This is a genomic window from Allobosea sp. BE125 (assembly GCF_031456075.1).
Lineage (GTDB): Bacteria > Pseudomonadota > Alphaproteobacteria > Rhizobiales > Beijerinckiaceae > Allobosea.
Window position 1 is genome coordinate 32,804 of the sequence record NZ_JAVDTY010000009.1, and the last position, 24,179, is coordinate 56,982.

17 protein-coding genes are annotated in these 24,179 nt (G+C 67.7%); 11 read left to right on the forward strand and 6 right to left on the reverse strand.

The window, feature by feature from the left end; translation table 11 throughout:
• Positions 1-174: 174 nt before the first annotated feature.
• Together J2Y55_RS19575 and J2Y55_RS19580 are read right to left on the reverse strand one after the other, a co-directional pair.
• Positions 175-1,011, reverse strand: a complete 837-nt coding sequence (locus J2Y55_RS19575; RefSeq protein ID WP_310156990.1) for a S1 family peptidase — start codon at positions 1,009-1,011, stop codon at positions 175-177.
• Positions 1,012-1,087: 76 nt separating this feature from the next.
• Positions 1,088-1,870, reverse strand: a complete 783-nt coding sequence (locus J2Y55_RS19580) for a S1 family peptidase (RefSeq protein WP_310156992.1) — start codon at positions 1,868-1,870, stop codon at positions 1,088-1,090.
• A gap of 384 nt (positions 1,871-2,254) precedes the next feature.
• Between J2Y55_RS19580 and J2Y55_RS19585 the strand changes: the two genes are divergently transcribed.
• The 7 genes from J2Y55_RS19585 (at position 2,255) to J2Y55_RS19615 (ending at position 8,977) form a co-directional block, all read left to right on the forward strand.
• Positions 2,255-2,575, forward strand: coding sequence for a PepSY domain-containing protein (locus tag J2Y55_RS19585; protein WP_310156994.1), 321 nt, complete (start codon positions 2,255-2,257; stop codon positions 2,573-2,575).
• Between the two features lie 107 nt (positions 2,576-2,682).
• Positions 2,683-3,351, forward strand: coding sequence for a response regulator transcription factor (locus J2Y55_RS19590; RefSeq protein ID WP_310156996.1), 669 nt, complete (start codon positions 2,683-2,685; stop codon positions 3,349-3,351).
• A gap of 9 nt (positions 3,352-3,360) precedes the next feature.
• Entirely contained in the window at positions 3,361-4,737 is a 1,377-nt protein-coding gene (locus tag J2Y55_RS19595) for a sensor histidine kinase (RefSeq protein ID WP_310156997.1), read from the forward strand.
• 92 nt (positions 4,738-4,829) lie between these two features.
• On the forward strand, positions 4,830-5,948 hold the full coding sequence (gene ccmI / locus J2Y55_RS19600; RefSeq protein WP_310156999.1) for a c-type cytochrome biogenesis protein CcmI: 1,119 nt from the start codon (positions 4,830-4,832) through the stop codon (positions 5,946-5,948).
• The gene (gene ccmE / locus J2Y55_RS19605) at positions 5,945-6,469 is read left to right on the forward strand and encodes a cytochrome c maturation protein CcmE (protein WP_310157001.1); all 525 of its coding nucleotides are present in this window, start codon (positions 5,945-5,947) and stop codon (positions 6,467-6,469) included. The genes ccmI and ccmE overlap by 4 nt, the downstream gene beginning before the upstream one ends.
• A 7-nt stretch (positions 6,470-6,476) precedes the next feature.
• Positions 6,477-8,504 carry a heme lyase CcmF/NrfE family subunit gene (locus J2Y55_RS19610; RefSeq protein WP_310157004.1) on the forward strand — a complete coding sequence of 676 codons (2,028 nt, stop codon included), beginning with the start codon at positions 6,477-6,479 and terminating at the stop codon, positions 8,502-8,504.
• The gene (locus tag J2Y55_RS19615; RefSeq protein ID WP_310157005.1) at positions 8,501-8,977 is read left to right on the forward strand and encodes a cytochrome c-type biogenesis protein; all 477 of its coding nucleotides are present in this window, start codon (positions 8,501-8,503) and stop codon (positions 8,975-8,977) included. The genes J2Y55_RS19610 and J2Y55_RS19615 overlap by 4 nt, the downstream gene beginning before the upstream one ends.
• A gap of 137 nt (positions 8,978-9,114) precedes the next feature.
• Here J2Y55_RS19615 and J2Y55_RS19620 read toward each other — a convergent pair whose 3' ends face one another.
• Positions 9,115-9,612, reverse strand: coding sequence for a hypothetical protein (locus J2Y55_RS19620; protein WP_310157007.1), 498 nt, complete (start codon positions 9,610-9,612; stop codon positions 9,115-9,117).
• Positions 9,613-9,838: 226 nt separating this feature from the next.
• Between J2Y55_RS19620 and J2Y55_RS19625 the strand changes: the two genes are divergently transcribed.
• The 4 genes from J2Y55_RS19625 to J2Y55_RS19640 all read left to right on the forward strand — a co-directional run bounded on the left by J2Y55_RS19625 (position 9,839) and on the right by J2Y55_RS19640 (position 16,487).
• Positions 9,839-11,026 carry a trypsin-like peptidase domain-containing protein gene (locus tag J2Y55_RS19625; protein WP_404978977.1) on the forward strand — a complete coding sequence of 396 codons (1,188 nt, stop codon included), beginning with the start codon at positions 9,839-9,841 and terminating at the stop codon, positions 11,024-11,026.
• A gap of 123 nt (positions 11,027-11,149) precedes the next feature.
• A complete protein-coding gene (locus J2Y55_RS19630; RefSeq protein WP_069690458.1) occupies positions 11,150-11,833 on the forward strand; it encodes a response regulator transcription factor in 684 nt (227 codons plus the stop codon).
• Positions 11,834-11,864: 31 nt separating this feature from the next.
• Positions 11,865-13,349 carry a HAMP domain-containing sensor histidine kinase gene (locus tag J2Y55_RS19635; RefSeq protein ID WP_310157499.1) on the forward strand — a complete coding sequence of 495 codons (1,485 nt, stop codon included), beginning with the start codon at positions 11,865-11,867 and terminating at the stop codon, positions 13,347-13,349.
• A gap of 183 nt (positions 13,350-13,532) precedes the next feature.
• Entirely contained in the window at positions 13,533-16,487 is a 2,955-nt protein-coding gene (locus J2Y55_RS19640; protein ID WP_310157010.1) for a bifunctional [glutamine synthetase] adenylyltransferase/[glutamine synthetase]-adenylyl-L-tyrosine phosphorylase, read from the forward strand.
• 4 nt (positions 16,488-16,491) lie between these two features.
• Here the strand turns inward: J2Y55_RS19640 and J2Y55_RS19645 are convergent, their stop codons facing one another.
• The 3 genes from J2Y55_RS19645 to J2Y55_RS19655 form a co-directional block, all read right to left on the reverse strand.
• Complete coding sequence (locus J2Y55_RS19645; RefSeq protein WP_310157012.1) at positions 16,492-18,792, reverse strand: PAS domain-containing sensor histidine kinase; 2,301 nt, start codon at positions 18,790-18,792, stop codon at positions 16,492-16,494.
• 487 nt (positions 18,793-19,279) lie between these two features.
• Positions 19,280-21,925 carry an aminopeptidase N gene (gene pepN, locus J2Y55_RS19650; RefSeq protein WP_310157015.1) on the reverse strand — a complete coding sequence of 882 codons (2,646 nt, stop codon included), beginning with the start codon at positions 21,923-21,925 and terminating at the stop codon, positions 19,280-19,282.
• Positions 21,926-22,071: 146 nt separating this feature from the next.
• Positions 22,072-24,177 carry an alpha/beta hydrolase gene (locus J2Y55_RS19655; protein ID WP_310157017.1) on the reverse strand — a complete coding sequence of 702 codons (2,106 nt, stop codon included), beginning with the start codon at positions 24,175-24,177 and terminating at the stop codon, positions 22,072-22,074.
• Positions 24,178-24,179: the final 2 nt, after the last annotated feature.

A 24,179-nucleotide genomic window follows, 5' to 3' on the forward strand; every position in this document is an offset into this window, starting at 1 on the left:
ACCGGCGCCGTTTCATGCGAGGCTCGCAGCAAAATCATTTGCGACCGCCCGGGCATAGCAGAGGGTTCCGGCGAGGGCGATTGCCGCCCATGCCTGACGCGATCCTGCCCTATCTCCGCAATCCGAATGAGGCCGCGATGTCCATTCAGCCTGCCCCTCAGCCCCTGAACGGGCTTAGCGCGAGAACCACCAGCTATAGCTGGCGGGTGGCTGGGGCGCTTCTTCCTGCCGTCCGCCGGCGCCGAGTGCGAGCAGGCGCGCGCTGGCTTCCGTGATCCAGGCGCGATGCTCGTTGATCGGCGTGATCGCGGTGAAGCCGCCGCAGATGCGCCTGGCCCGCGAGTTGAGCGGACCGCTCGACCAGCTGACGATGCCGACGAGATCGCGCGAAGCAGGCGAACCTCGCAGCACGGGGCCGCCGGAATCGCCGCGGCAGGCTCCGGCGCCCGGGCTTTCGCCCTTGGTCTGCGTGTCGACCGCGACCTTCACGGTGTTGGCCGTGGTGTAATTGCCGGCATTGACCAGGGGGGTCTCGCGCAGGCGCCGTGCCGTGCCCTTGTTGTCCTCGATCGCAAGCCCGTAGCCCGCCATGGTGACGGCCTCGCCCTGCCAGAGGCCGCCGCCGAGCGAGAGCGGCTCGATATCGGGCGGCAGCGGCGATGCCAGCCGCAGCACCGCGAGATCGGCACCGGGCTGTGTGCGCGGCGTCGTGCCCGGCACGAAGCTCGGATGCGGCAGCACGGCGATCACGGCGTGTCGGCGCGCGCGAAAATGGGGGTCGAGGCTGACGATACGGACGGAGCCGCCGCCCATCAGGCAGTGCGCGGCGGTCAGGACCAGCTCGGGCGCGATCGCCGCGCCGGAGCAGAGTTCGCCGCGGCTGGTCTCGACCCGCAAGGTCGAGGCTCGCATGCCGCCGGCGTCCCGCGATGTCGTGCCACCCACGACGGCGAGCGCAGGGGAGGCGGCGGCCACGAGTGCAGTGGCTAGTGCAATTGCGCGCAATGTCATGATGGCGACCAAGCTTGGAACTGGCTTCAATGTATGGGTTGCTGCTCGCCAGTCTAGAGGCTGTTAGGGACTCTCGTCAGCGGCGTGTTGTCCAGCTGGCGCTCTCACCCCAATTCGACAAGGTCCGGTCGATCCAGCCGCGTTGCGGGGCGACGAGAACGCCCTGGCTCAACAGGCCGCAACTCTTGCCCGACGGGCCGGTCGACCAGCTCGCGACGGCGACGACGCCGCCATCGGCTGATGTCATCGGTCCGCCCGAATCGCCCTGGCAGGCGCCGGCGCCCGCCTTCTTGCCGAGGCCGGCCGAATCGGCCGCCCAGATCAGGATGCGGCCGGGGCCATAGGGCTCGACGGTGACGAGCCCGGCCGAGCGGTAGGTTCCGGTCGTGCGGGCCTCGCCTTCGCGGGTCACGCCATAGCCGGCGAGCGTCACGGCGGAGCCGGAGCGCGGCAGGTCGCCATCGACTAGCGTCGCCGGAACGAAGCGGGCCGGCAGCGCGACCTGGACGCGCAGCAGCACGAGATCGATCGAGCGCCGGCGATTGGCGACGGCGTCGCCATTGAATTCGGGGTGGATGGCGACGCTGGCCGGGGCGATCAGCACGGGCTCGTCGCTGCCGCCCTCCTTCCAGTGAATGCGCAGATCCGTGCCGCCAGCGGCGCAATGCGCCGCGGTCAGGATGGTGCGCGACGACAGGACGATGCCCGAGCAGACGCCGCCGCGCGCATTCAGCACCATCAGGGTCGATGCGGCGGCCGGGCCGCCATCGCGACCGCCGACCACCGCGCCCGCCATTTGCGGAGCCGCCATCGAACCCAGCACCAGCCCCAAGGCTGCGATCAATCGTCCGAGGCCCATGGCGCGCTCCTTACTCGTCGGGAGGGCTGGATAGCCCGGCGGCCGGTCAATTTGAACCCGCAATCCAATTTGAACCCATAATCGCAGCCGCCGTGACGCTTCTCGCCCCGCACCTGTCCCGGTAAGGGAAGGCGGCTCGGTTCTGATCCTAAGCAGCGTGCTCCTGGAGCATCCTTCGAGACGCCCGCCCCGAATGTATTGTGCGGCGGAGGAGCTTGCCGATTTCGGATCGCCGCAGGCCGATGTCGCGCTCGTGATCGCGGGGATCAGCGCCGTGAGCGGGCGCGGCCATGAATGACGTGGACGGGTGGCGATTGCGTGACGTACTCTGCGCCGATGCACGCCATGGTATTCATGGTGTGTTCAGTCGGCCGGGATTAGCGCATGTCGATGATGCCCGTTGAACCCATCTTCGCGCTTGCGCTACTTGCAGCCCCGCTGCCGATCGTCCGGGTCGACGACCCGACGCCGATCTCATGCCTCTCCGCCGAGGAGATGCGCGACGCCATCGCCGATGGGCGCGTCATCCAGCCTGCGCAGGCCTCGCGCCATGCTCGCAATGCGGCGCCCGGCGAGGTCTTGCGCATTCGGCTCTGCCGCCAGGGCGATGAATATGTCTATGTAATCACGACGCTGAAGCGCGACGGGCGCGTCGCCCGCGTGACGCTCGAGGGCCAATCTGGCAAGGTCGCGACCATACGTTGAGCGCGAGGCCTCGCGATTCGAGCCCGGCCGGGCCACATATCATCGCCAATCAGGCAGATATTTTTGCTAACGAGGCAGATATCCTTGCCAACCAGGAGTACGCGACCGTGAGACTGCTCGTCGTCGAGGACGACAAGGACCTCAACCGCCAGATCGTCACCGCGCTGGAGAATGCCGGCTATGCGGTCGACAAGGCTTTTGACGGTGAGGAAGGGCTCTATCTCGGCGAGACCGAGCCCTATGACGCCGTCATTCTCGACCTCGGCCTGCCGAAGGTCGATGGCGTCGCCGTGCTGCAAGGCTGGCGCCGCGTCGGCAAGACGATGCCCGTGCTGATCCTGACGGCGCGCGACCGCTGGAGCGACAAGGTCGCGGGCTTCGATGCCGGCGCCGACGATTATGTGGTCAAGCCCTTCCATGTCGAGGAACTCTTGGCGCGCGTCCGCGCCCTGCTGCGCCGCGCCGCCGGACATGCGACCTCCGAATTGATCTGCGGGCCGGTGCGGCTCGACACGCGTGCCAGCCGCGTCGTCGTCGACGGCAACCCGGTCAAGCTGACCTCGCATGAATATCGCCTGCTCGCCTATCTGATGCATCACCAGGGCCGCGTCGTCTCGCGCACGGAATTGGTCGAGCATCTCTACGACCAGGATTTCGACCGGGATTCGAATACGATCGAGGTCTTCGTCGGCCGCTTGCGCAAGAAGCTCGGCGTCGAGGTCATCGAGACCGTGCGGGGCCTCGGCTACATCGCCGCCGCGCCCGAGAAGGTCTGATCCCGCGCGATGCCGTTGAAGTCGCACCGCTATTCGCTCGGCGCGCGGCTCTTCCTTTCGGCGGCGATCTGCTGCGCGCTGGTGCTGATGCTGGCGGGCATCGGCCTGACGACCTTCTACCGCCGCTCCGCCGAGCGCGGCTTCGACGAGCGTCTCAGCGTCTACATCAAGGAGCTCGTGGCCGATCTTGCCGCGCCGCCCGAAGCGGAGCGACAGGCGATCGGCGATCTCGGCGAGCCGCGCTTCGACCTGCCGCTGTCGGGTTGGTATTGGCAGATCATCCGGCTCGACGGGGAGAAGCCGACAATTCGCGCCTCGCGCTCGCTCGTTGGTAGCCAGCTGCCGAAATTGCTCGACCAGCAATTGACGCCCAATGCGCGGGGCCTGCGCGAAACCTATGTTTCGGGGCCGGACGACCGCGCCTTGCGCGTCCTTGAACGTGAGATCGATGTCGGCGAGGATGGCCGCTTCACCGTGGCGGTCGGAGCTCCCGCCGACGAGATCGACGGCGATATCCGCGATTTCCGCTTCGCCCTGACGCTGACCTTCGTCCTGCTCGGCCTTGCGCTCGTCGCCTCGACGCTCATCCAGGTGCGCTTCGGCCTGCGGCCGCTGGTGCGGCTGGGAACCGCTGTCGGGGCCGTCCGGACCGGCGAGGCGCCGCGTATCGCAGGCCAATATCCGCCCGATCTCGCGCCCTTGGCGGGAGAACTGAACCAGCTCATCGACGCCAATCGCGAAATCCTGGAGCGGGCGCGCACCCAGGTCGGCAATCTCGCCCATGCGCTGAAGACACCGCTCAGCATCATGCTGAACGAGGCGGAAGCCGGGGAGGGCGCGCTGCCCGACATGGTCAAGGCGCAGGCTGCGATCATGCGCGACCAGGTTCAGTATTATCTCGATCGTGCCCGGGCAGCCGCGCTGTCGGGCGCGCTTGGCGGGGTGACCGAGACCGCGCCCTCGCTCGACGCCTTGATCCGAACCTTCTCGAAGATCTCGCAGGGGCGCGGCATCACCGGCTCGCACAGCGTGCCGGCCGGAATCCGGTTTCGCGGCGAGAAGCAGGATTTCGAGGAGATGCTGGGCAATCTGCTCGACAACGCCTTCAAATGGGCGGATGCGACCGTCGAGGTCAGCCTTGCGCCGGCGTCCGATGCCGGTCTCGAGCGGATCGCGCTCCTGATCGACGATGACGGGCCGGGCTTGCCGAACGAGGCGATGGCGGATGTGCTGAAGCGCGGCCGGCGGCTCGACGAGACGATTCCGGGCTCGGGGCTGGGCCTGTCGATCGTCGCCGATCTGGCGAAGCTCTATGGCGGCGGTCTCTCGCTGCAGAAATCGCCGCTGGGCGGCTTGCGGGCGCGCCTCGTCCTGCCTTCCGTTTGAGACGAGCGGCTCTCCGAGATGAGGCGCCTGCGTGACCCTTTGTCGCCACCTTCGCGCGTGAAGCGTCGCCCGCGATTGTCTAAGAGTTCCTGATGCTGATCTGGATCATCTTCGCGGTCATGACGGGGGCGGCGGTTTTCGCGCTGCTCTGGCCGCTCGGCCGTGGCCAGGGCGCGGCTTTCGCCGACGGCTCGGATGCGGCGAGCCTCTATCGCGCCCAGATCAATGAGATCGACCGCGACCTCGGCCGCGCGCTGATCGGCCCGGCCGAGGCTGAAGCCGCGCGTGTCGAGGCCGCGCGGCGTCTGCTGCGCGCCGCCGACAAGGAGGGCGATCCGGCCGGCGAGACGGAATCGTCGCTGCGCCGCCGCCGCGCCAGCTCGGCGCTGGCCTTGTCCTGCGTGCCGCTGCTCGCGCTCTTGGTCTATGGCGCCTATGGCTCGCCGACGCGCCCCGACCAGCCGCTGTCGGCGCGGTTGCGGGGCGATCCGTCGCAGCAGGATTTCGCAGTGTCGCTGGCCCGCATCGAGGCGCATCTGGCCGCTAATCCGGCGGATGGGCGCGGCTGGGCCGTGCTCGCGCCGGTCTATCTGCGGCAGGGCCGGCCCGATGACGCGGCACGCGCTTTTGCCGCCGCGATCCGCAATGGCGAGGACGGGGCGGAGATGCGCGCCGGTCTCGGCGAGGCTCAGATCCTCACGGCCGGCGGCGTCGTGACGGCGGAAGCGCGCGAAACCCTCGCCGAGGCGCTCAAGCGCGAGCCAGGCAATCCGCGCGCCCGCTACTTTCTCGCCATCGCCAAGGAGCAGGACGGCGACAGCCAGGGCGCGGTCGCCGCGTTCGAAAGCCTGCTCAAGGATGCGCCGCCCGGCGCGGCCTGGGTCTCGGCCGTGCGCCAGAGGCTGCAAGCACTCGATAGCCAACTGCTTGACGGAGACACGGCGCGGGCCGCGATCGCCAAGCTGCCGGCGGCGGATCAGCAGGCGGCGATCCGTGGCATGGTCGAGGGGCTGGCCGAGCGCCTGAAGGCGGGCGGCGGCACGCTGGCCGAATGGGAAAGATTGGTCCGCTCGCAGAACGTACTCGGCGAGAAGGCCGCTGCGCGCGAGGCTGTCGCGATGGCGCGCTCGCGCCTGTCGCAGGACAGCGCCGCGCTCGTGCAGCTCGAGCAGCTCGCGGGCGAACTCGGGCTGAAGGAGCCGGCGCCATGACCGCTGCCGAGCCGTTACGACCCGCTGCCAAGCGCCGCTGGACCCGCAAGCAGCGCCGCCTGGCCCTGATCGCCGCCGCCGGCGTCGTGCTCTGCCTCGCCGCCGGGCTGGTGCTCGTCGCCATGCGCGACACCATCGTCTTCTTCTACGGACCGACCGAGATCGTCGAGAAGGGGCTCGCGCCCGGCACGCGCATGCGGCTCGGCGGGCTGGTGGAGACAGGTTCGGTCCTGCGTGGCCCAGGCCAGCGCGTCGTCTTCGCGGTCACCGACAGCAAGACCACACTCAACGTGACCTATCAGGGGCTCTTGCCCGATCTCTTCCGCGAAGGGCAGGGCGTCGTCACCGAAGGCGTCTTCGAGGGCGCGGGCCGCTTCCGCGCCGACTCGGTGCTGGCCAAGCATGACGAGACCTATATGCCGCGCGAAGTCGCCGACACGCTGAAGAAGCAGGGCCATTGGCAGCCTGGCGCGGCGAGCCCGAACCCATCCCCCGTCACACCATCCCCTGTCACCAAATGAGGCGCGCATGATCGTCGAGATCGGCCATTTCGCGCTTGCCTTGGCGCTTGGCGTCGCCGTCGTGCAGGCCCTGGTGCCGCTCTGGGGCGTGGCGCGCCATGACCGGGCGCTGGCCTCGGTCGGCACCGCTGCGGCGATCACCTGCTTCCTGCTGGTCGCGTTGGCTTTCGCGGCCCTGGTCGCGTCCTATGTCCGCTCCGATTTCTCGGTCGAGAACGTCGCTTCGAACTCGCATTCGGCCCAGCCGCTGATCTACAAACTGACCTCGGCCTGGGGCAATCACGAAGGCTCGATGCTGCTCTGGGTCTTGATCCTGACGCTGTTCGGGGCGCTGGTGGCGCTGTCGCGCCATTCGTTGCCGGCGCGGCTGCGGGCCGGCACGCTCGCCGCGCAAGGCACGGTCACGGTCGCTTTCCTCGCCTTCACGCTTTTGACCTCGAACCCCTTCCGGCGGCTCGACCCGGTGCCGGGTGAGGGCCAGGACCTCAACCCGATCCTCCAGGATCTCGGTCTCGCGATCCATCCGCCGCTGCTCTATGTCGGCTATGTCGGCTTCTCCATCACCTATGCCTTCGCGGTCGCGGCGCTGATCGACGGGCGCATCGACGCGGTCTGGGCGCGCGCGGTCCGGCCCTGGACGCTGCTCGCCTGGGTGTTCCTGACGCTCGGCATCGCGATGGGCTCCTATTGGGCCTATTACGAGCTCGGCTGGGGCGGCTGGTGGTTCTGGGATCCGGTCGAGAACGCCTCGCTGATGCCCTGGCTCGCCGGCACGGCGCTGATCCATTCCACCGTGGTGATGGAGAAGCGCGACGCGCTCAAGGTCTGGACGATCCTGCTCGCGATCCTGACCTTCTCGCTCTCGTTGCTCGGCACCTTCATCGTCCGCTCCGGCGTGCTGACCTCGGTGCATTCCTTCGCCAGCGACCCGGCGCGCGGGCTCTTCATTCTGGCGATCCTGATCTTCTTCGTCGGCGGCTCGCTGGCGCTCTTCGCCTGGCGCGCGCCCTTGCTGAGGCAGGGCGGCCTGTTCGCACCCGTCTCCCGCGAGGGCGCGCTCGTCGTCAACAACGTCTTCATCGCGACCTCCTGCGCCACGGTCTTCATCGGCACGCTCTATCCGCTGGTGCTGGAGATGCTGACCGGGGACAAGATCTCGGTCGGCCCGCCCTTCTTCAACGCGACCTTCGTGCCGCTGTTGGTGCCGTTGCTGCTGGTCCTGCCGCTCGGCCAGTCGCTGGCCTGGAAGCGCGGCAATCTGCTCGGCGCGGCGCAGCGCACAGCCGCCGCCTTCGGGCTCGGCATCCTCGTGGCCGTCGGCGTGCTCGCCTATATGCGCGGCGGCCCGGTCCTGGCGCCGCTCGGCATCGGGCTCGGCGTCTTCCTGGTCACTGGCGCGATCTTCGACCTCGGCGAGCGCATCGTCGCGCGCGCCAGCGGCCTGCGGGCCGTTCTGTCGCGGGCGAAGGGCCTGCCGCGCTCCGCCTGGGGCACGGCCTTCGCCCATGCCGGCGTCGGCTTGAGCGTGATCGGCATCGCCGCCGCCGCCTGGAGCACGGAGGCGATGGGCATCCTGAAACCGGGCGAAAGCCTGACCAGCGGCCGTTATACCGTGGTGCTGGAAAGCATCATCCCGCGCGCCGGCCCCAATTTCCGCGAGGATGTGGTGCGTTTCCGTATCCTGTCGGGCGACAGGCCGCTCAAGCCCGTCGAGGCGATGAAGCGCGTCTACACGGCCCGCGCCATGCCGACGAGCGAAGCCGGCATCCGCACCGACGGCCTGAGCCAGGCCTATGTCAATGTCGGCGAGATGGAGAGCGATGGTGGCATCGCCGTCAGGCTCTACGACAAGCCATTGATCCTGCTGATCTGGATCGGCGCGATCGTGATGGCCTTCGGCGGCGCGCTTTCATTGACCGACCGGCGCTTCCGGCTGGCGGCGCCGCAGCGCGCCAAGCCCACCAACACCAAGCCCACCGACACCAAGCCTGCCCGCGCCAAGCCCGTCCCAGCTGCGCCGCAACCGGCGGAATGAGGCCGATGCTGCGCGCCCTCGTCATCCTTGCGCTCTGCCTGGCCTGGGCTGCTCCCGGTCGCGCCGTCCAGCCTGACGAGGTTTTGCCGAACGCCGCGCTCGAACACCGCGCCCGGGCGATTTCCGGCGGTTTGCGCTGCCTCGTCTGCCAGAACCAGTCGATCGACGATTCCGATGCGCCCCTGGCGCGCGATCTGCGCATCTTGGTGCGGGAGCGGCTCGTCGCGGGCGACAGCGACGCGGCGGTGCAGGACTTCGTCGTCGCGCGCTATGGCGATTTCGTGCTGCTGCGCCCGCCCTTCACGATCCGGACGTTGGCGCTCTGGGCCGGGCCCTTCCTGATCCTGCTCTTCGGCCTCGCCTTCATCTGGCGCAGCGGCCGGCGCATGAAACCGGTAGGGGAGGCGGCAGCGCCATTGTCGCCGGACGAGCAGGCGCGCATCGCGGCGCTGATGAAGCGGGACGGCGAGTAGGCCGCCTCTCATACCAACGGCCTTGCCATCTGGTTTGAACCGTCATTGCGAGCGAAGCGAAGCAATCCAGGGGCGGGCGTGCTCTACATCCCCCTGGATTGCTTTGTCGCTCACGCTTCTCGCAATGACGGTTCAAGTCACATGGAGATGCCGCATTGGCTTTGCATTTCTCCTCGCATGGCCGGGCCGATCGGAGCGTTCCAATCCACGACGCCTGAGCGCAGCGGCGACGGCCGAAAGACCGCATGGCTCGTGAAAACGCGGGCAAAGCAATGGGCTCTTTCTCCGGAATAGCCGCGCTGTGCGGCGATCCTGACGCCCATTACATAGGCCCCGCCTTGCGATCGCGGTCCGGCATAATGGTTCCCGCCAGAAACGCGCGCCTGCCGCCGAACAGCGATATCGGCGAGCCGGTCGATCCCGCATCGGCTGCGTTGCTCGGCATTATAGGCGGGTGTCGAGGCCGCGTGCCAGTTGCGCCGCCCATTGGCCTTCTCGACGACGACGGCGTGTCTGGCGAAGACCTGCGCATAGCAGTTGGCGTTGGCATATCCTCGCCCCTGGGCTATCCGCAGCCCGGATTGATAGGCCGTGACAGTCTGCGCCAGCGCCGCATCGCTGCCGAGCAGCAGCATGGCGGCGACCGCATGTTTGAGAACGCTCATCGCCACTCCCCCCGCGATTATCGGTTCGCGGGCGGAGTGTTCCCGTAGCGTAAGTGCCCGTCAAGCGTGCAGGCATGCGTGGCAGCCCCAACCTTACGAAATCGTCATCTTCGCGCCAAATCCGGGTAAGGCTGCGCCCGTCATGGTCCCTAGCACAGACAGGGAAGGCCCTGCCGATCTGACCGAGGGTTTCGCCATGACGACCACCACCTCAAAATCCATTCTGAAGCGCGGCGTCCTGATCGCCGGCGCCGCCACGCTCGGCATCGGCCTTGCCGCCGGTCTCGCCGATGGCGCGCTGAAGCTTGATCACAGGGCCTTCGCCCAGCCGATTCAGCTCTCGGGCGTCCAGACGCAGCTGCCCTCCTTCGCCGACATCGTCGAGAAGGTGAAGCCAGCCGTCGTCTCCGTCCGCGTCAAGACCCAGACCGTCGCCGCCGCCGATGAGGACGGCCAGGGCAGCCTGGACGATCTGCCCCCCGGGCTGCGTCGCTTCTTCCGCCAGGACGGCCAAGGCGGCCAAGATGGCCCGCGCCAGGGCCGGCCGCAGCCGCGCCAGGGCATGGCCCAGGGCTCCGGCTTCTTCGTCAGCCAGGACGGCTATGTCGTGACCAACAACCACGTCGTCGAGAACGCGGTCGAGGTCCAGCTCGTCACCGATGACGGCAAGACGCTCGAGGCCAAGGTCGTCGGCACCGATCCGCGCACCGATCTCGCGCTGCTGAAGGTCAAGGATGGCGGCAACTTCCAGTACGTCCAGCTCGCCTCGGCCAAGCCGCGCATCGGCGACTGGGTGTTGGCCGTCGGCAACCCCTTCGGGCTCGGCGGCACCGTGACCGCCGGCATCGTCTCGGCCCAGGGCCGCGATATCGGCTCGGGTCCCTATGACGATTACCTGCAGATCGATGCGCCGGTGAACAAGGGCAATTCGGGTGGGCCGACCTTCAACCAGCAAGGCCAGGTCGTCGGCGTCAACACCGCGATCTTCTCGCCCTCGGGCGGCAGCGTCGGCATCGCCTTCGCCATTCCCTCCGCCACCGTCGAGCAGGTCGTCGATGCGCTGAAGAAGGACGGCTCGGTCGCGCGCGGCTTCATCGGCGTGCAGATCCAGCCGGTGACGAGCGAGGTCGCCGACGCGATCGGCCTCAAGGAGGCGCATGGCGCCCTGGTCGCGAGCGCCGAGCAGAACGGCCCGGCCGCCAAGGCCGGCGTCAAGCGCGGAGACACCATCATCGCCGTCAATGGCGAGCAGGTGAAGGATGCGCGCGACCTCTCGCGCCGGATCGCCAAGTTCGCGCCGGGCACCAAGACCAGTCTCACGGTCTGGCGTGACGGCAAGGAGCGCCAGCTCAGCTTCGAGGTTGGCCGCCAGCCGGCGGCCTAACGAGGGCAGGCTAGAGTCTCACGGTTCCTGTCGCCCCCACCGGGAGACCAGCCTTCACCGCGGCAGGCCGGATGCGTATCGTCCGGCCTGCCGTTTTTGCGTTTTGTAGGATAGGCTTATCCCATGCGACTCTTGATCGTTGAAGATGATGCCGAGGCAGCGGCCTATCTGACCAAGGCTTTCCGCGAGGCCGGCCATGTCGCCGACCATGCCGCCGACGGGCTAGAAGGCTACGCCATGGCGGAGGGCGGCGGCTATGACGTGCTGGTGGTCGACCGCATGCTGCCGCGTCTCGACGGGCTGTCATTGATCCGCTCGTTGCGCGAGCAGAACGATGTGACCCCGGCGCTGATCCTCTCGGCGCTGGCGCAGGTCGATGACCGGGTGAAAGGCCTGCGCGCCGGCGGCGATGACTATCTGCCGAAACCTTATGCCTTCTCCGAACTGCTCGCGCGGGTCGAGGTGCTGTCGCGCCGCCGCGCCGCGCCGGCGTCCGAGCCCACGACCTATCGCGTCGGCGATCTCGCGCTCGACCGGCTCGCCCATCGCGTCGCGCGCGGCGAGGAGGAGATTCCGCTGCAGCCGCGCGAATTCCGCCTGCTCGAATATCTGATGAAGCATGCCGGGCAGGTGGTGACGCGCACCATGCTGCTGGAAAACGTCTGGGACTATCATTTCGACCCCCAGACCAATGTCATCGACGTGCATGTCAGCCGCCTGCGCGCCAAGGTCGACAAGGGCTTCGAACACCCGATGATCCACACCATTCGCGGCGCGGGATATATGGTCCGTGACACGGCGCGCTGATCCCGGCGGGCAGGGCGCGGCTGCGCAGAGCATTCCGCGCAAGACGACCACGCATCTGCTGCCAAACCTGTTCCGCACCACCGCCTTCAAGCTGACGGCGGTCTATCTCGTCATCTTCGCGCTCTTCGCCGGCTTCGTGCTGGGCTATGTCGCCTGGAACGCCAGGCGCCTGCTCGACGACCAGATCCGCTCGACCATCGACGCCGAGATCCAGGGACTTGCGGAGCAGCAGCGCCAGGGCGGCATCAGGCGGCTCGTCAACGTCATCGAGCGGCGCTCGCGTGGGCCCGGCGCCTCGCTCTATCTCGTCACCACGCCGGTGGGCGAGCGCCTCGCCGGCAATGTCGAGGCCGTCCCGCCCGGCGCGCTCGACCGGCCGGGTGAAAGCGAGATCGAATATGCGCGCTCCGTCGACACGGTCGAGACGCCGAGCCGCGCAATCGTGCGCGTCTTCGTGCTGCCTGCGGGTTTCAGGCTGCTGGTCGGGCGCGATGTCGAGGAGCGCGAGCGTCTCGGCGTCGTGATCCGGCGCGCGGCCGGCTGGTCGCTGCTGCTGGTCTTCGTGCTCGGCTGCTTCGCGAGCTGGTTCGTGGCGCGCCGCGTGCTGAAGCGCGTCGACGGCATGACCGACACGGCCCAGTCGATCATGGCCGGCGATCTGAAGGGCCGATTGTCGATCTCGGGCACGGGCGACGAGCTCGACCGTCTCGCGCTGAACCTCAATGCCATGCTCGACCGTATCGGTGAATTGATGGCCGGCATGCAGCAGGTCTCCGACAACATCGCCCATGACCTGAAGACACCCTTGACCCGGCTGCGCAACCGCGCCGAAGAGGCGCTGCGCACGGCGAAATCCCCCGACGAATTGCGCGCCGCGCTCGACGGCTCGATCGACGAGGCCGACAACCTGATCCGCGTCTTCAACGCGCTCTTGATGATCGCGCGCCTCGAGACCGGCCGCATCCAGGACAGCATGGATGCGTTGGACCTCTCCGAGATCGTCTCCGGCATGGCCGAGCTCTATGAGCCGCTGGCGGAGGAGGTCGGCCTCTCGCTGGTCACCGAAGTCGCGCCGGAACTGCATGTCTCGGGCAATCGCGAATTGCTCGGCCAGGCGCTCGCCAATCTGATCGACAACGCTCTGAAATACGGCCAGCCGGTCGAGGCGGGCGCGGCGACGGTCGTCGTCTCGGCGGCTCCTGTCGGCTCCGAGATCGAGCTCGTCGTCGCCGATCATGGGCCGGGCGTCCCGGAGGCCGATCGCGGCCGCGTGCTGGAGCGCTTCGTCAGGCTCGACCAGAGCCGCAGCAAGCCCGGCTTCGGGCTCGGCCTGGCGCTGGCGGCCGGCGTCGTCAGGCTGCATGGCGGCCAGCTCAGGCTGGAGGACAATGCGCCGGGCCTGCGCGTGGTGATCTCGCTGCCGCAAGCGCAGCCGAAGCCTGTGGACATGCATGAGGGCGGCGCGCTCCCGGCCTCGACAGCGCAACCGAACCCTGCTGGCTTGCAGTCGGCTTGAGTCCGTTTGGAACCTCCAGCCCTCATCCTGAGGAGCCGCGGCACGCGGCGTCTCGAAGGATGCTCCAGATATCTCCGGAGCCTCCTGGAGCATCATTCGAGACGCGCTCCTGTGGAGCGCTCCTCAGGACGAGGGCTGAGCGAGTGTCCAGGGGGAGGCTCCGGGAGCAGCGGGACTGAGACGATGGACGGGCGGCTTTGTGATCGACTGAAGGCCGCGCCCGTGCTGCCGGCCAAAGCCCGCCGCGAGGCGCTGCTGACGCGCGAGCTGATCGAGCGCCTGCGCGACGATGAGGCCGCCGAGGCTCTGACGCAGCACTTCGCCGCCAATCCGGCATCAGTCGATCTCGTCGCCGGCATCCTGGCGCATTCGCCCTTCCTGACGCAGATCATGCGGCTTGACCCCGCAGCTCTTGTCTCGGCGCTGACGACAGCGCCGGAAGCACGACGCGATGCCTTGCTGGCCGAGATCGCGGCGACCGCCGCATCGGGCGTCGAGACGGCCGAGCTCATGCGCGCGCTACGCCGCTTCCGGCAGGCGATGGCGCTCCTGATCGCGCTCGCCGATATCGGCGGCGTCTGGGATGTCGAGACGGTCACAGCGGCGCTGACGGCGATGGCCGATGCCGCCGTGCGTCTTGCGACCGAGCATGTCCTGCGCCAGGCGGCCGATCTCGGCCGCATCCGCTTGAGCGATCCGACCGATCCTGGCGCGGGCTGCGGCCTCGTCGTGCTTGCGCTCGGCAAGCATGGCGCGGGCGAGCTGAACTACTCCTCCGACATCGACATCGTCGTCTTCTTCGATCCTGAAACCGCCGAGGCCGCAGGCGTCGCCGAGCCGTCGAGCTTCTTCGTCAAGCTGACGCAAGCCATCGCCCGCATCATCCAGGAGCGTACGCCCGACGGCTATGTCTTCCGCGTCGATCTGCGCCTGCGGCCGGACCCGGCCTCGACCCATGTCGCGGTCGCGCTGCCCAGTGCCTATTCCTATTACGAGACCGTCGGCCAGAACTGGGAACGCGCCGCGATGATCAAGGCCCGGCCGGTCGCGGGCGACCTCGCGCTGGGCAGGCGCTTCCTTGCCGATCTCGCGCCCTTCATCTGGCGCAAATATTTCGACTTCGCCGCGATTGCCGACATCCATGCGATGAAGCGCCAGATCCAGACGGTGAAGGGCCATGAGACGATCGCCGTCGAGGGCCATAATGTGAAGCTCGGTCGCGGCGGCATCCGCGAGATCGAGTTCTTCGTGCAGACACAGCAGCTCGTCTTCGGCGGCCGGCGCCCGGCCCTGCGCGGCCCGCGCACGCTGGAGATGCTCGGCGAACTGACGCATGAGGGTTGGATCACGCCCAGGGCGCGCGACGAGCTGGCCGAATCCTATCGCTATCTGCGCGTGATCGAACATCGCCTGCAGATGCGCCATGACGAGCAGACGCAGACCCTGCCCAAGGCGAAGGGCGATCTGGAAGCCTTCGCGCGCTTTTGCGGCTATCCCTCGACTGCGGCCTTCGGCAAGGCGCTGACGGCTCATGCCAGGCGCGTCGAGGGGCATTACGCCTTGCTCTTCGAGGAAGGGCCAAGCCTGGCCAGCGAAGCGGGTACGCTGAGCTTCACCGGCACCGAGCTCGACCCGGACACATTGGCGACCCTGCGCAAGCTCGGCTTTCGCGATCCCAACACCGCCGCCGAGACGGTGCGCGGCTGGCATTTCGGCCGCCGCGCCGCCGTGACCAGCGCCCGCGCCCGCGAGGTCCTGACCGAGCTCACGCCGGCGCTCCTGGTGGCGCTCGGCCGTACCGTCGACCCCGATGGCGCGCTCGCCCATCTCGACAACGCCTTCGTGCGCATGCCGGCTGCGGTCGAATTGCTGACGCTGCTGCGCTCGCATGCCTCGCTGCTGACGATCTTCGCCGATATCCTCGGCAGCGCGCCCAGGCTCGCCAAGGTCGCGGCGCTCTATCCCCATGTCCTCGACGGCATCATCGACCCGGCCTTCACCTCGGCCAATCTCGACACCGATGCCTTGACCGGTCGCATCAGGGCCGTCGTCGGCAATCCCCCGCCCAGCGTCGAGGACGGGCTCGACCGTTTGCGGGATGCGGCGCGGCAGGAGAATTTCCTGGTCGGCGCGCGCCTGATTTCGGGCGTCTACCGCGCCCAGCAGGCGGGCCAGGCCTATTGCGGCGTGGCCGAAGGCTGCCTGCGCGTCGCCTTCGACGATACGCGGGCCGCCTTCGCCGCCGATCATGGCATCATTGCCGGGGCGGAGACGGTGGTGCTGGGGCTGGGCCGGCTCGGCGCGGGCGAACTCACGCCATCCTCCGATCTCGACCTGATCCTGCTCTATGACCGGCCGGAGGACGCCGGCCCGAGCGACGGCGCCAAAAGCCTCGACCCCGTGACCTGGCATGTCCGCTTCACCCAGCGGCTGGTGGCGGCGCTGACGGTGCCGACACGGCGCGGCGGGCTCTACCAGGTCGATATGCGCCTGCGGCCGACCGGCAACAAAAGCCCGGCGGCGACCCAGTTCTCCGGTTTCGAGGCCTATCACACGGGCGAGGCCGAGATCTGGGAGGAGATGGCGCTGACGCGCGCCCGCGTCGTCGCCGGCGATGCCGGGCTGGCGGGCCGCGCGCGGGAGGCGATCGGCCAGATCCTGCGGCGCGAGCGCAAGCCGGCGAAGGTCGCAACTGCGGTGCTGGAGATGCGCACCCTGATCGCCAAGGAGAAGGGCGAGAGCGACCCCTGGGACCTGAAGCTCGTGACTGGGGGCCTGACCGATCTGGATTTCCTGGCGCAGTTCCTCGTGCTGGCCCATGCCGCGCGCCACCCTGGCCTGGTCGCGCCCGATACCGCCTCGGTCTTTGCCGCGGCGCGGGAGGCTGGATTGCTATCGGCGGCTGACGCCGCCTTCCTGATCGAGGCGCACAGGCTGATCGGCGATGTTCAGCTCTGGCAGCGTTTCACCGTCGAGGAGGGGATCGATCCCGCCGCCGTGCCGCTGCGCGTGCTCAAGCGGATCGCGACGGCTGTGGGCCGGCCGGACGCCAAGGTGTTGCGGGCGGAGCTGGACGAGATGCGCGCCGGCGTCCGCGCCCTGTTCCAGAAGCTGCTCGGCGCGGCCCGCGCCGGCTGAGTGTTCAGGCCGCCTGGGCGGTGATGCGCCCAGTGCCGCCATCCAGCGGCAGATGCACCATCACGATGGTGCCGGCGCCGATCGATGAGCGCAGGCGCAGCGAGCCGCCATGCAGTTCGGCCAGCGAGCGGGCGATGGCGAGGCCGAGCCCCGAGCCTTGATAGCTGCGGGTGAGGTCGCCCTCGACCTGCTCGAAGGGCCGCCCGATACGGTCGATCTTCTCCTTGGGAATGCCGATGCCGGTATCCTCGATGTAGATGTTGAGCGCACCCGGCACCTGGCGCAGCCGCACCGCGACCTGCCCGCCTTCGGGCGTGAACTTGACCGCGTTGTCGATGAGATTGCCGAGGATCTGGTAGAGTGCATGCGGATCGGCCTCCAGGCGCAGGTCGCGCGGCCCCTCGATGCGGAGAGCGAGGTGCTTGCGGTCGATTTCGGCGCGCGCCTTGAGGACGGCTTCGTCGATGACCAGGCCCACCGCGACGTCGGATTTCTCGAGCCGCATCCGGCCGGCCTCGATGCGGGCCATGTCGAGGACGTCGTTGATGACGCCGAGCAGATAGCCGCCGCTTGAGCGGATATCGCGGACATAGTCGAGATAGCGGTCGCAGCCGAGGCTGCCGAACAGGCCGTTCTCCATGATCTCGGAGAAGCCGATGATGGCGTTGAGCGGCGTACGCAGTTCATGGCTCATATTGGCCAGGAATTCCGACTTGGCCCGGTTGGCGCTCTCGGCCGCGGCCTTCTGCTCCAGATAGCGCTCGGCCATGTCGGCGAGCTGCTGCGCCTGCGCTTCCAGCTTCTGGCGCGAGGCCTTGAGGTCGGTGACATGCATCAGGAGCTGGTGCTCCGACTGGGTCAGGCGCTCCTCCTGTTGCTTCAGCTTGGTGATGTCGGTGCCGACCGAGACCGAACCGCCATCCTTGGTGCGGCGGCCGTTGATCTGCAGCCAGCGGCCGTCAGACAGGCGCGCCTCATAGGATGAGGCGCCGACCGTGCCGCGCATGGTGCGCACCGGCTCGCGGTCGATATTGGGCTGGGCGCTCAGCGCCATCAATTGATCATGGCCGATGCCGACCTGGAGCAGTTCCGAGGGGAGCTGGTGGAGCTGCTGGTATTTGGCGTTGCACAGGACGAGGCGGTTGTCGCCATCCCAGAGCACGAAGGCTTCGGAGATCGCCTCGACGGCGTCGCGCAGGCGGGCATCGGCTGTCGCCGTGCGCTCGGCCATGTTGCGCTGCTCGGAGATGTCGACGGCGATGCCGACGAGGTGCTGCGAATGGGTCCGGCGGTCGATCACGAGTTCGGCACGGGCCTTGAGCCAGACCCATTCGCCGGTGGCTCCGCGCACGCGGAACTCCTGGTCGAGATGCTCGGCCTCGCCGCGGCTGATAGCATCGGCGAGCGCGTAGAGATCGACATCGTCGGGATGGATGAAAGCGCTGACCTCGCCGAAGGACATGTAGTCGCCGGAGCGGTCATAGCCGAGCATGGCGTACATCGAATCCGACCAGTAGATCCGGCCACGCGCCAGATCCCAGTCCCACAGGCCGCAATGGCCGCGGTTCAAGGCGGAGTCGATGCGTTGGCGGACGCGGTCGCAATCCTCGTCGGCGGCCGAGGCCCGCCGCGATTGCAGGATGAAGGCGAGGGTGAGGGCAACGAGCACGAGCGCGGCAGAGCCGATCAGCGCCAGGAGCGCGCTGCGGCGCTGCTGCCAGGTTGCGAGCGCCCGGGACACGGGCTGCATCACGGCGACCTGGCCGAGCGGAGCGGGAAGATTGCGGACGGTCGCGAACACCTCGGTCGCGCCCGGCAGGGTGATGCGCATCACGCCGGCGCGGTCGCCGAACACGGTCAGCGGCTGGGTCTGGCCGAGGAGGTCGACCAGCGTGCGCTGGGTCTGGCCGATGACAGGCTCGCTGGCGATGACCTGCCCGTCGGCCGTGCTGACATGGACGATGCGGCCATGCGGGGCGAGGTGCCTGGAGGCCAGCGTTGCAAGAAGAGACGCAGGCGAGGCGCCGGTCTGGGCCGCGATCTCAAGTTCTCGTACGATCAGCGCCGAGACGAGATCGATGTCGCCTGCAGCATCGAGCAGGGCGTCATCTCGCATGGCCGAGGTTTGAACCAGGGCGCCAGCGCCCAGGATGAGCATGAACACGGCGACGAGCGCCGGCAAGACTTTACGAAAGATCGGTTCGAGGCTCTCGAAACGCCGATAAAGCGGGTGCGTCAGCGATCTGGCGACCCCCAGAATCGTGTCTGCGCGCATAGATGCGCAGCTCGCGTTGGCACGCGTCATGCCCGTCCCCCTTCGGATATTCGGTACCGTCAGTAAGATCGGGAGACGTGCCGCATCCCCTCGAATCACTTTGAGTTGAATCCGCGCGGGCCGGTTTGTCTAGCCTTGAGTTGAATCGGAACGTAAGAATTCGCCTCCAGGTTGCGGCGATCGAATCAATGAATCCTGTACGGGTAATGAAACGTTAACGTTTCGGGCAAGCGGCCCCTCGGTGCCCGTCTGGACATGTGAGCCCTCATCCTGAGGAGCCGCGAAACGGCGTCTCGAAGGATGCTCCAGATGAGTTCCAGAGCCTCCTGGAGCATCCTTCGAGACGCGGGCTGCGCCCGCTCCTCAGGATGAGGGCTCACGGAGTTTCGAACGGCCCCCGGCGCCGTTCAGAACAGGATGCGAGCAACCGGTTCCCGCTTTTTCGCATCCTGTTCTCGGCTTGTGGTTTGACGCGCTTTCTTCACGCGAACCGGCGTCCACTTCGCTCGAAAACGCTTTAGGCGAGTGCGCGCTCGGCGATATCGGCGACGTCCCGCGACAATCCAGGCGTCCGCGCGACCATCGCCAGAGACGCCTGAGCGAGGTCCTTGCGGGCGGGTTCGAGCATCTTCCAGCTCTTGAACGAGCCGAGCAGGCGCGAGGCGACCTGGGGGTTGGTGCGGTCGAGCGCGACGACCATGTCGGCGACGAATTCATAGCCCGCGCCGTCGGCCCGGTTGAACTGGGTCAGGTTCGCCGCGAAGCCGCCGATCAGGGCGCGCACGCGGTTGGGGTTGCCGAGCGAGAAGGCCTTGTGCTGCATCAATCGCTTGACGCGGTCGAGCGTGCCCGGTTCGGCGATCAGCGCCTGCGCCATCAGCCATTTGTCGAGCACCAGCGGTTCGCTGGCATAGATCTCGGCGAAGCGCCCGATCAAGTTCTCGCGCGCATCTCCGGGGATCAGCGTCATGGCCGCGAGCGCGGCCAGCCGGTCGGTCAGGTTGTCGGCGCTCGAAAACTGCTGCTCCACCAGCCGGGCTCCCGCCTCGGGGGCGGCGATGGCGATCAGCCCGAGCGCCTCGTTGCGTAGGGCGCGGCGACCGGCGGAGGCCGCATCGGGAGCGTAGACGGCCTTGGTGGCGAGTGTGTCGCGCAGACCGACCAGTGTTGCTTCCAAAGCCTGCCCGATCGCGCCCGACAGACTGCGATGGGCGCCATAGATCGCGTCGGGATCGACATCGCCGCCGATCTCGCGGGCGATGTCCGCCGGGGCCGGCAGGCGCAGCACCTGGGCAGCGAAGGCCGGGTCGGCAAGCCCCTGTTCGCGCAGGAAGCGGTCGAGCGCGCCTGCGATCTCGGTGGCCTTCGCCAGCAGGGTGGTGCGGTCGGTGCCGGGGCGCCCGGCCGCGACCAGGGCCCGCGTCGCCACGCTCTGCAGCGCCTGCCAGCGGTTGAAGGAATCGCTGTCGGCCGAGAACAGACGCAGCAAATCGGCATCGGCGAGATCGAGTTCGAGCCGCACCGGCGCCGAGAATCCGCGCAGCAGCGAGGGGATCGGCGCTTCCGCGACATCGCTGAAGACCACCGAAAGCGAGGGCTGGTCGAGCACGATCAACCCGTCGCCGGCATAGGCGCTCGATCCGGTCGTCAGGGGCAGGTCGCCATCCCGCCCAACGAGACCGAGCGCGACGGGCAACACCACCGGCTGCTTCGTCGTCTGGCCAGGCGTCGGCGGTGTCGTCTGGGCAAGGTCGAGCGTGTAGCTCTTCGCCCGCGCGTCATAGCGGCCCGAGGCGACGACGGTGGGCGTGCCGGCCTGCTCGTACCAGCGGGCGAAATGGGAAAGATCCCGGCCCGAGGTCTCGGCGAAGCAGTTAAGGAATTCCTCGATCGTCGCCGCCGTGCCGTCGCAGCGGATGAAATAGAGGTCCATGCCGCGCTTGAAGGCGTCCGCGCCGATCAGGACCTTGAGCATGCGGATCACCTCCGCGCCCTTCTCGTAGACCGTCGGCGTGTAGAAGTTGTTGATTTCCTTGTAGGCACGCGGCCTGACCGGGTGGGCGAGGGGGCCTGCGTCCTCGGAGAACTGCGTCGCGCGCAGCGTGCGCACGTCACTGATCCGCTTCACCGGGCGCGAGCGCTCATCGGAGGAGAACTCCTGGTCGCGGAAGACGGTGAGGCCCTCCTTCAGGCAGAGCTGGAACCAGTCGCGGCAGGTGATGCGGTTGCCGGTCCAGTTGTGGAAATACTCATGCGCGATGATCGCCTCGATCGAGGCGTAGTCGCCATCGGTGGCGGTCTGCGGGTCGGCCAGCACATATTTGTCGTTGAAGATGTTGAGGCCCTTGTTCTCCATCGCGCCCATGTTGAAATCCGACACGGCGACGACGTTGAACACGTCGAGATCGTAATTGCGGCCGAAGACCCGCTCGTCCCAGCGCATGCAGCGCACCAGCGAATCCAGCGCCCAGCCGGCGCGCCCGGCCTTGCCGGGCTCGACATAGACCGCCAACTCGACCTGCTGGCCGTCGGCGGTGACGTAGTCCTCGCGAACATGGTCGAGCGCACCGCCAACCAGGGCGAAGAGATAGGCGGGCTTGGGGTGGGGGTCGTGCCAGACGGCGAAATGCCGGTCGCTGCCGGGCACTTCGCCGGTCGCGACGCGGTTGCCGTTGGAGAGCAGCACCGGCGCCTCGGCCTTCGCCGCCTCCAGCCTGACCGTATAGACCGACATCACATCGGGCCGATCGAGGAAATAGGTGATGCGGCGGAAGCCGTCCGCCTCGCATTGCGTGCAATAGACCTTGGACGAGCGGTAGAGGCCCATCAGCTTGGTGTTGGCGGACGGGTCGAGCACGGTCTCGATCGTCAGGGTGAAGCCGCGCCGCGGCGGCGCATGAACGGTCAGCGACTGCGGGCCCGCAGTGAAGGCGCTCGCGTCGAGGCTCGCGCCGTCCAGCTTGATCTCGCTCAGCGCCAACTCGTCGCCGTCGAGGATCAAGGGTGCGCCTGGCTGGCCGGCCGGGTTGGGCCGCAGGCCGAGCAGGGCGCGCACGCGGGTCTGCTGCGGGGCGAGGCTGATGTCGAGATCGACCGTATCGATCAGCCAGTCGGACGGGCGATAGTCCTCGAGGCGGATCAAGGGGGTGTCTTCGGCGCGCATGGACTGACCTGACAGAAGCGACTCTTAAGCCTTGTGTGTAGCCCGAGCCTCCTCCGCTCGAAAGTCCGCGCGCGCCGCAGGCCTGGGGCGTTTCGGGGCCGGGCCCATGGTCTCTCCCATTGGCTTCGCCATGGCCCGGCTTCGGGTCAGAGGAGATCGGCAAGCATCCGGGCCGCCCGTTGAGCGCCGTCTGCCTCGACCGGCCTGAATCGCGGCGGTGCTTGCAGCGCTGCTACCATGGCCTGCGCGATCATGTCCGGCGTCGCGGTGGCGTAGTCCATGCGCTGCCCGGCGCCGTAACGGTCGAGGCGATGGGCGACGTGAAAATTCTGCTCGAAGTGATTGCGGAGCGGAAAGTAGAGAAACGGCGTGCCCGCCGCCGTCAGCTCCATGCAGGTGGTCAGCCCGCCCTGCACCAGCGCGAGATCGCACGCCGCAAGATGATGGTCGAGGTTCGGCACGAAGGCATGCACTTCGACGCCTGCTGGCGCCTGGAGCGAGGCGGGATCGATGCGCGGACCGGCGACGACGATCATGCGCAGGCCCGGGAGCCGCGCGCTGGCCAGCGCATGGCTTTGCAGGATGCGCCTGATCAGATGCCCGCCGATCCCCGAGCCGCCGACCGTCACGATGCACACGCGCTCGCCGCGATTGTAGCCGAGTCTCTCGCGCAACTCGGCCCGTCCGCCAAAGCTCTCGGGGTGCGCGCCGATGACGTAGCCGGCGAAATCGAAGTGCCTGGGCACCCAATCGCGCATCGCCGGCAGGTCCCGGCCGAACGACAACGGAGCAATATCCTCGGGATTGCCGACGAAGATGGCACGATCCCGAACAGCCGGGTGGCGTTCAATGTGCCCGATCATCTCGGCGTTGTAGTCGGTGGTCAGAAAGGCTTCGTGATCTCCTCCCGATGGCATGGGCACGTAGCCGACGAAATCGGTGAGCCAGGCGAGCTTGGCTCTCTTCAGCTCCGGATGCTCGTGCCAATAATGGTCGATGTCCCAGGCCTCATCGGCGATCACGAGATCGTAGCCGCCCTCGTCGACGGCATCCTGGAAGATCATGAAATTGGCGATCAGCACCTCATCCATCCGGCGGATGGCCTGGAAGGCATTGAGTTCGTGCTCGCCCGACTCCAGTTCGATGTGCCGCGTCTCGCTGGCGAGCCGAGGACTGAGCGGATGGATGCGCTCGCCATGCGCCTCCAGCAGGCGCGTCACCGGATCTTGCGCCAGCCAATCGACCCGCAGCTCCGGGTGCAGTTTGCGCAGCTCGCGGGCAATGGCGATGTCGCGGCGACCATGTCCAAGACCGATAGGCGAGGACAGATAGAGCGCCTTCCCTGTCTTCGCGCTCCGCCGCACAGCGCCTTCCCGGGCGGGAATGCCGAGCTTTAGGCCGAGAAAATCGACGATCAACGTGTTGCACTTCGCGGGATAGCGCCCGAACGGATTATGGCCGCCACCTGGAATCGTGATGAGCTCGGCGCCGGTCACCTCCGCCACCGCTTGCGCGCGCGAAAGGGGCTGAATCTGATCGTCTTCGCCGTGGATCATCAGCATCGGGCAGCGAATGCTGCGATACATCGCCTCGCTCACATCGAAGGCTGGCGGAAGTGAGCGCGCTTCCACGGTCTTGGCCAGAACGGAACCCGTGGTGTCGCTGGCCCAGCCGATTGCATCCTCGATCTGCTTGGTCGAGTGAGGATCAGAGAAGATGTTGCGGACGAAATAATCTGCGAAATCGGGATAGTTCCGAAGCCAGTACGTGCGGTTGTACTTGTTCCATCCCTCGAACCGTTCATGCCTGGCGAGAAAATGCTGCGGTGTCGCGTAAGCGTATCCGGGGCCTATGCTCGCCGATGTCCCGCCCAGAATCGCCGCTTTCACCCGTTCGGGGTGATGCGCGGCGAGCGCGCAGGCCAGCATGCCGCCAAAGGAAAGACCCACGAGGATGGCCTCACCCGCCTCGGCGGCATCCATGACGGCAAGCGCGTCGGCGAGGTAGTTGTCCAGCGCGTACGCAGCCACAGCGGCGGGCCTGTCGGACTTGCCGTTGCCACGGCCGTCATAGGCAATGCAGCGGAAGCGTTCGCTGAAATAGGGCAACTGCGCCTTGTAGACGCGGGAGTGCACGATGCTCCAGGGCGGCAGGAAAACAATTGTCTCCGGGCCGTCGCCATAAATCTCGTAATGCAGCTTCACGCCGTCGCGATCGACGAAGCCCTGCTCGCCGGGCAGCTTTGCGCGCATGA

What these genes read in the sequence shown, in the direction of transcription:
- J2Y55_RS19640 (WP_310157010.1), top strand. Translation starts at nt 13,533, where the DNA reads ATGGACGGGCGGCTTTGTGATCGACTGAAGGCCGCGCCCGTGCTGCCG.
- J2Y55_RS19575 (WP_310156990.1), bottom strand. Translation starts at nt 1,011, where the DNA reads ATGACATTGCGCGCAATTGCACTAGCCACTGCACTCGTGGCCGCCGCC.
- J2Y55_RS19655 (WP_310157017.1), bottom strand. Translation starts at nt 24,177, where the DNA reads ATGCGCGCAAAGCTGCCCGGCGAGCAGGGCTTCGTCGATCGCGACGGC.
- J2Y55_RS19580 (WP_310156992.1), bottom strand. Translation starts at nt 1,870, where the DNA reads ATGGGCCTCGGACGATTGATCGCAGCCTTGGGGCTGGTGCTGGGTTCG.
- J2Y55_RS19585 (WP_310156994.1), top strand. Translation starts at nt 2,255, where the DNA reads ATGTCGATGATGCCCGTTGAACCCATCTTCGCGCTTGCGCTACTTGCA.
- ccmI (WP_310156999.1), top strand. Translation starts at nt 4,830, where the DNA reads ATGCTGATCTGGATCATCTTCGCGGTCATGACGGGGGCGGCGGTTTTC.
- pepN (WP_310157015.1), bottom strand. Translation starts at nt 21,925, where the DNA reads ATGCGCGCCGAAGACACCCCCTTGATCCGCCTCGAGGACTATCGCCCG.
- J2Y55_RS19645 (WP_310157012.1), bottom strand. Translation starts at nt 18,792, where the DNA reads ATGACGCGTGCCAACGCGAGCTGCGCATCTATGCGCGCAGACACGATT.
- J2Y55_RS19595 (WP_310156997.1), top strand. Translation starts at nt 3,361, where the DNA reads ATGCCGTTGAAGTCGCACCGCTATTCGCTCGGCGCGCGGCTCTTCCTT.
- J2Y55_RS19620 (WP_310157007.1), bottom strand. Translation starts at nt 9,612, where the DNA reads ATGCTGCTGCTCGGCAGCGATGCGGCGCTGGCGCAGACTGTCACGGCC.
- J2Y55_RS19610 (WP_310157004.1), top strand. Translation starts at nt 6,477, where the DNA reads ATGATCGTCGAGATCGGCCATTTCGCGCTTGCCTTGGCGCTTGGCGTC.
- J2Y55_RS19615 (WP_310157005.1), top strand. Translation starts at nt 8,501, where the DNA reads ATGAGGCCGATGCTGCGCGCCCTCGTCATCCTTGCGCTCTGCCTGGCC.
- ccmE (WP_310157001.1), top strand. Translation starts at nt 5,945, where the DNA reads ATGACCGCTGCCGAGCCGTTACGACCCGCTGCCAAGCGCCGCTGGACC.
- J2Y55_RS19625 (WP_404978977.1), top strand. Translation starts at nt 9,839, where the DNA reads ATGACGACCACCACCTCAAAATCCATTCTGAAGCGCGGCGTCCTGATC.
- J2Y55_RS19630 (WP_069690458.1), top strand. Translation starts at nt 11,150, where the DNA reads ATGCGACTCTTGATCGTTGAAGATGATGCCGAGGCAGCGGCCTATCTG.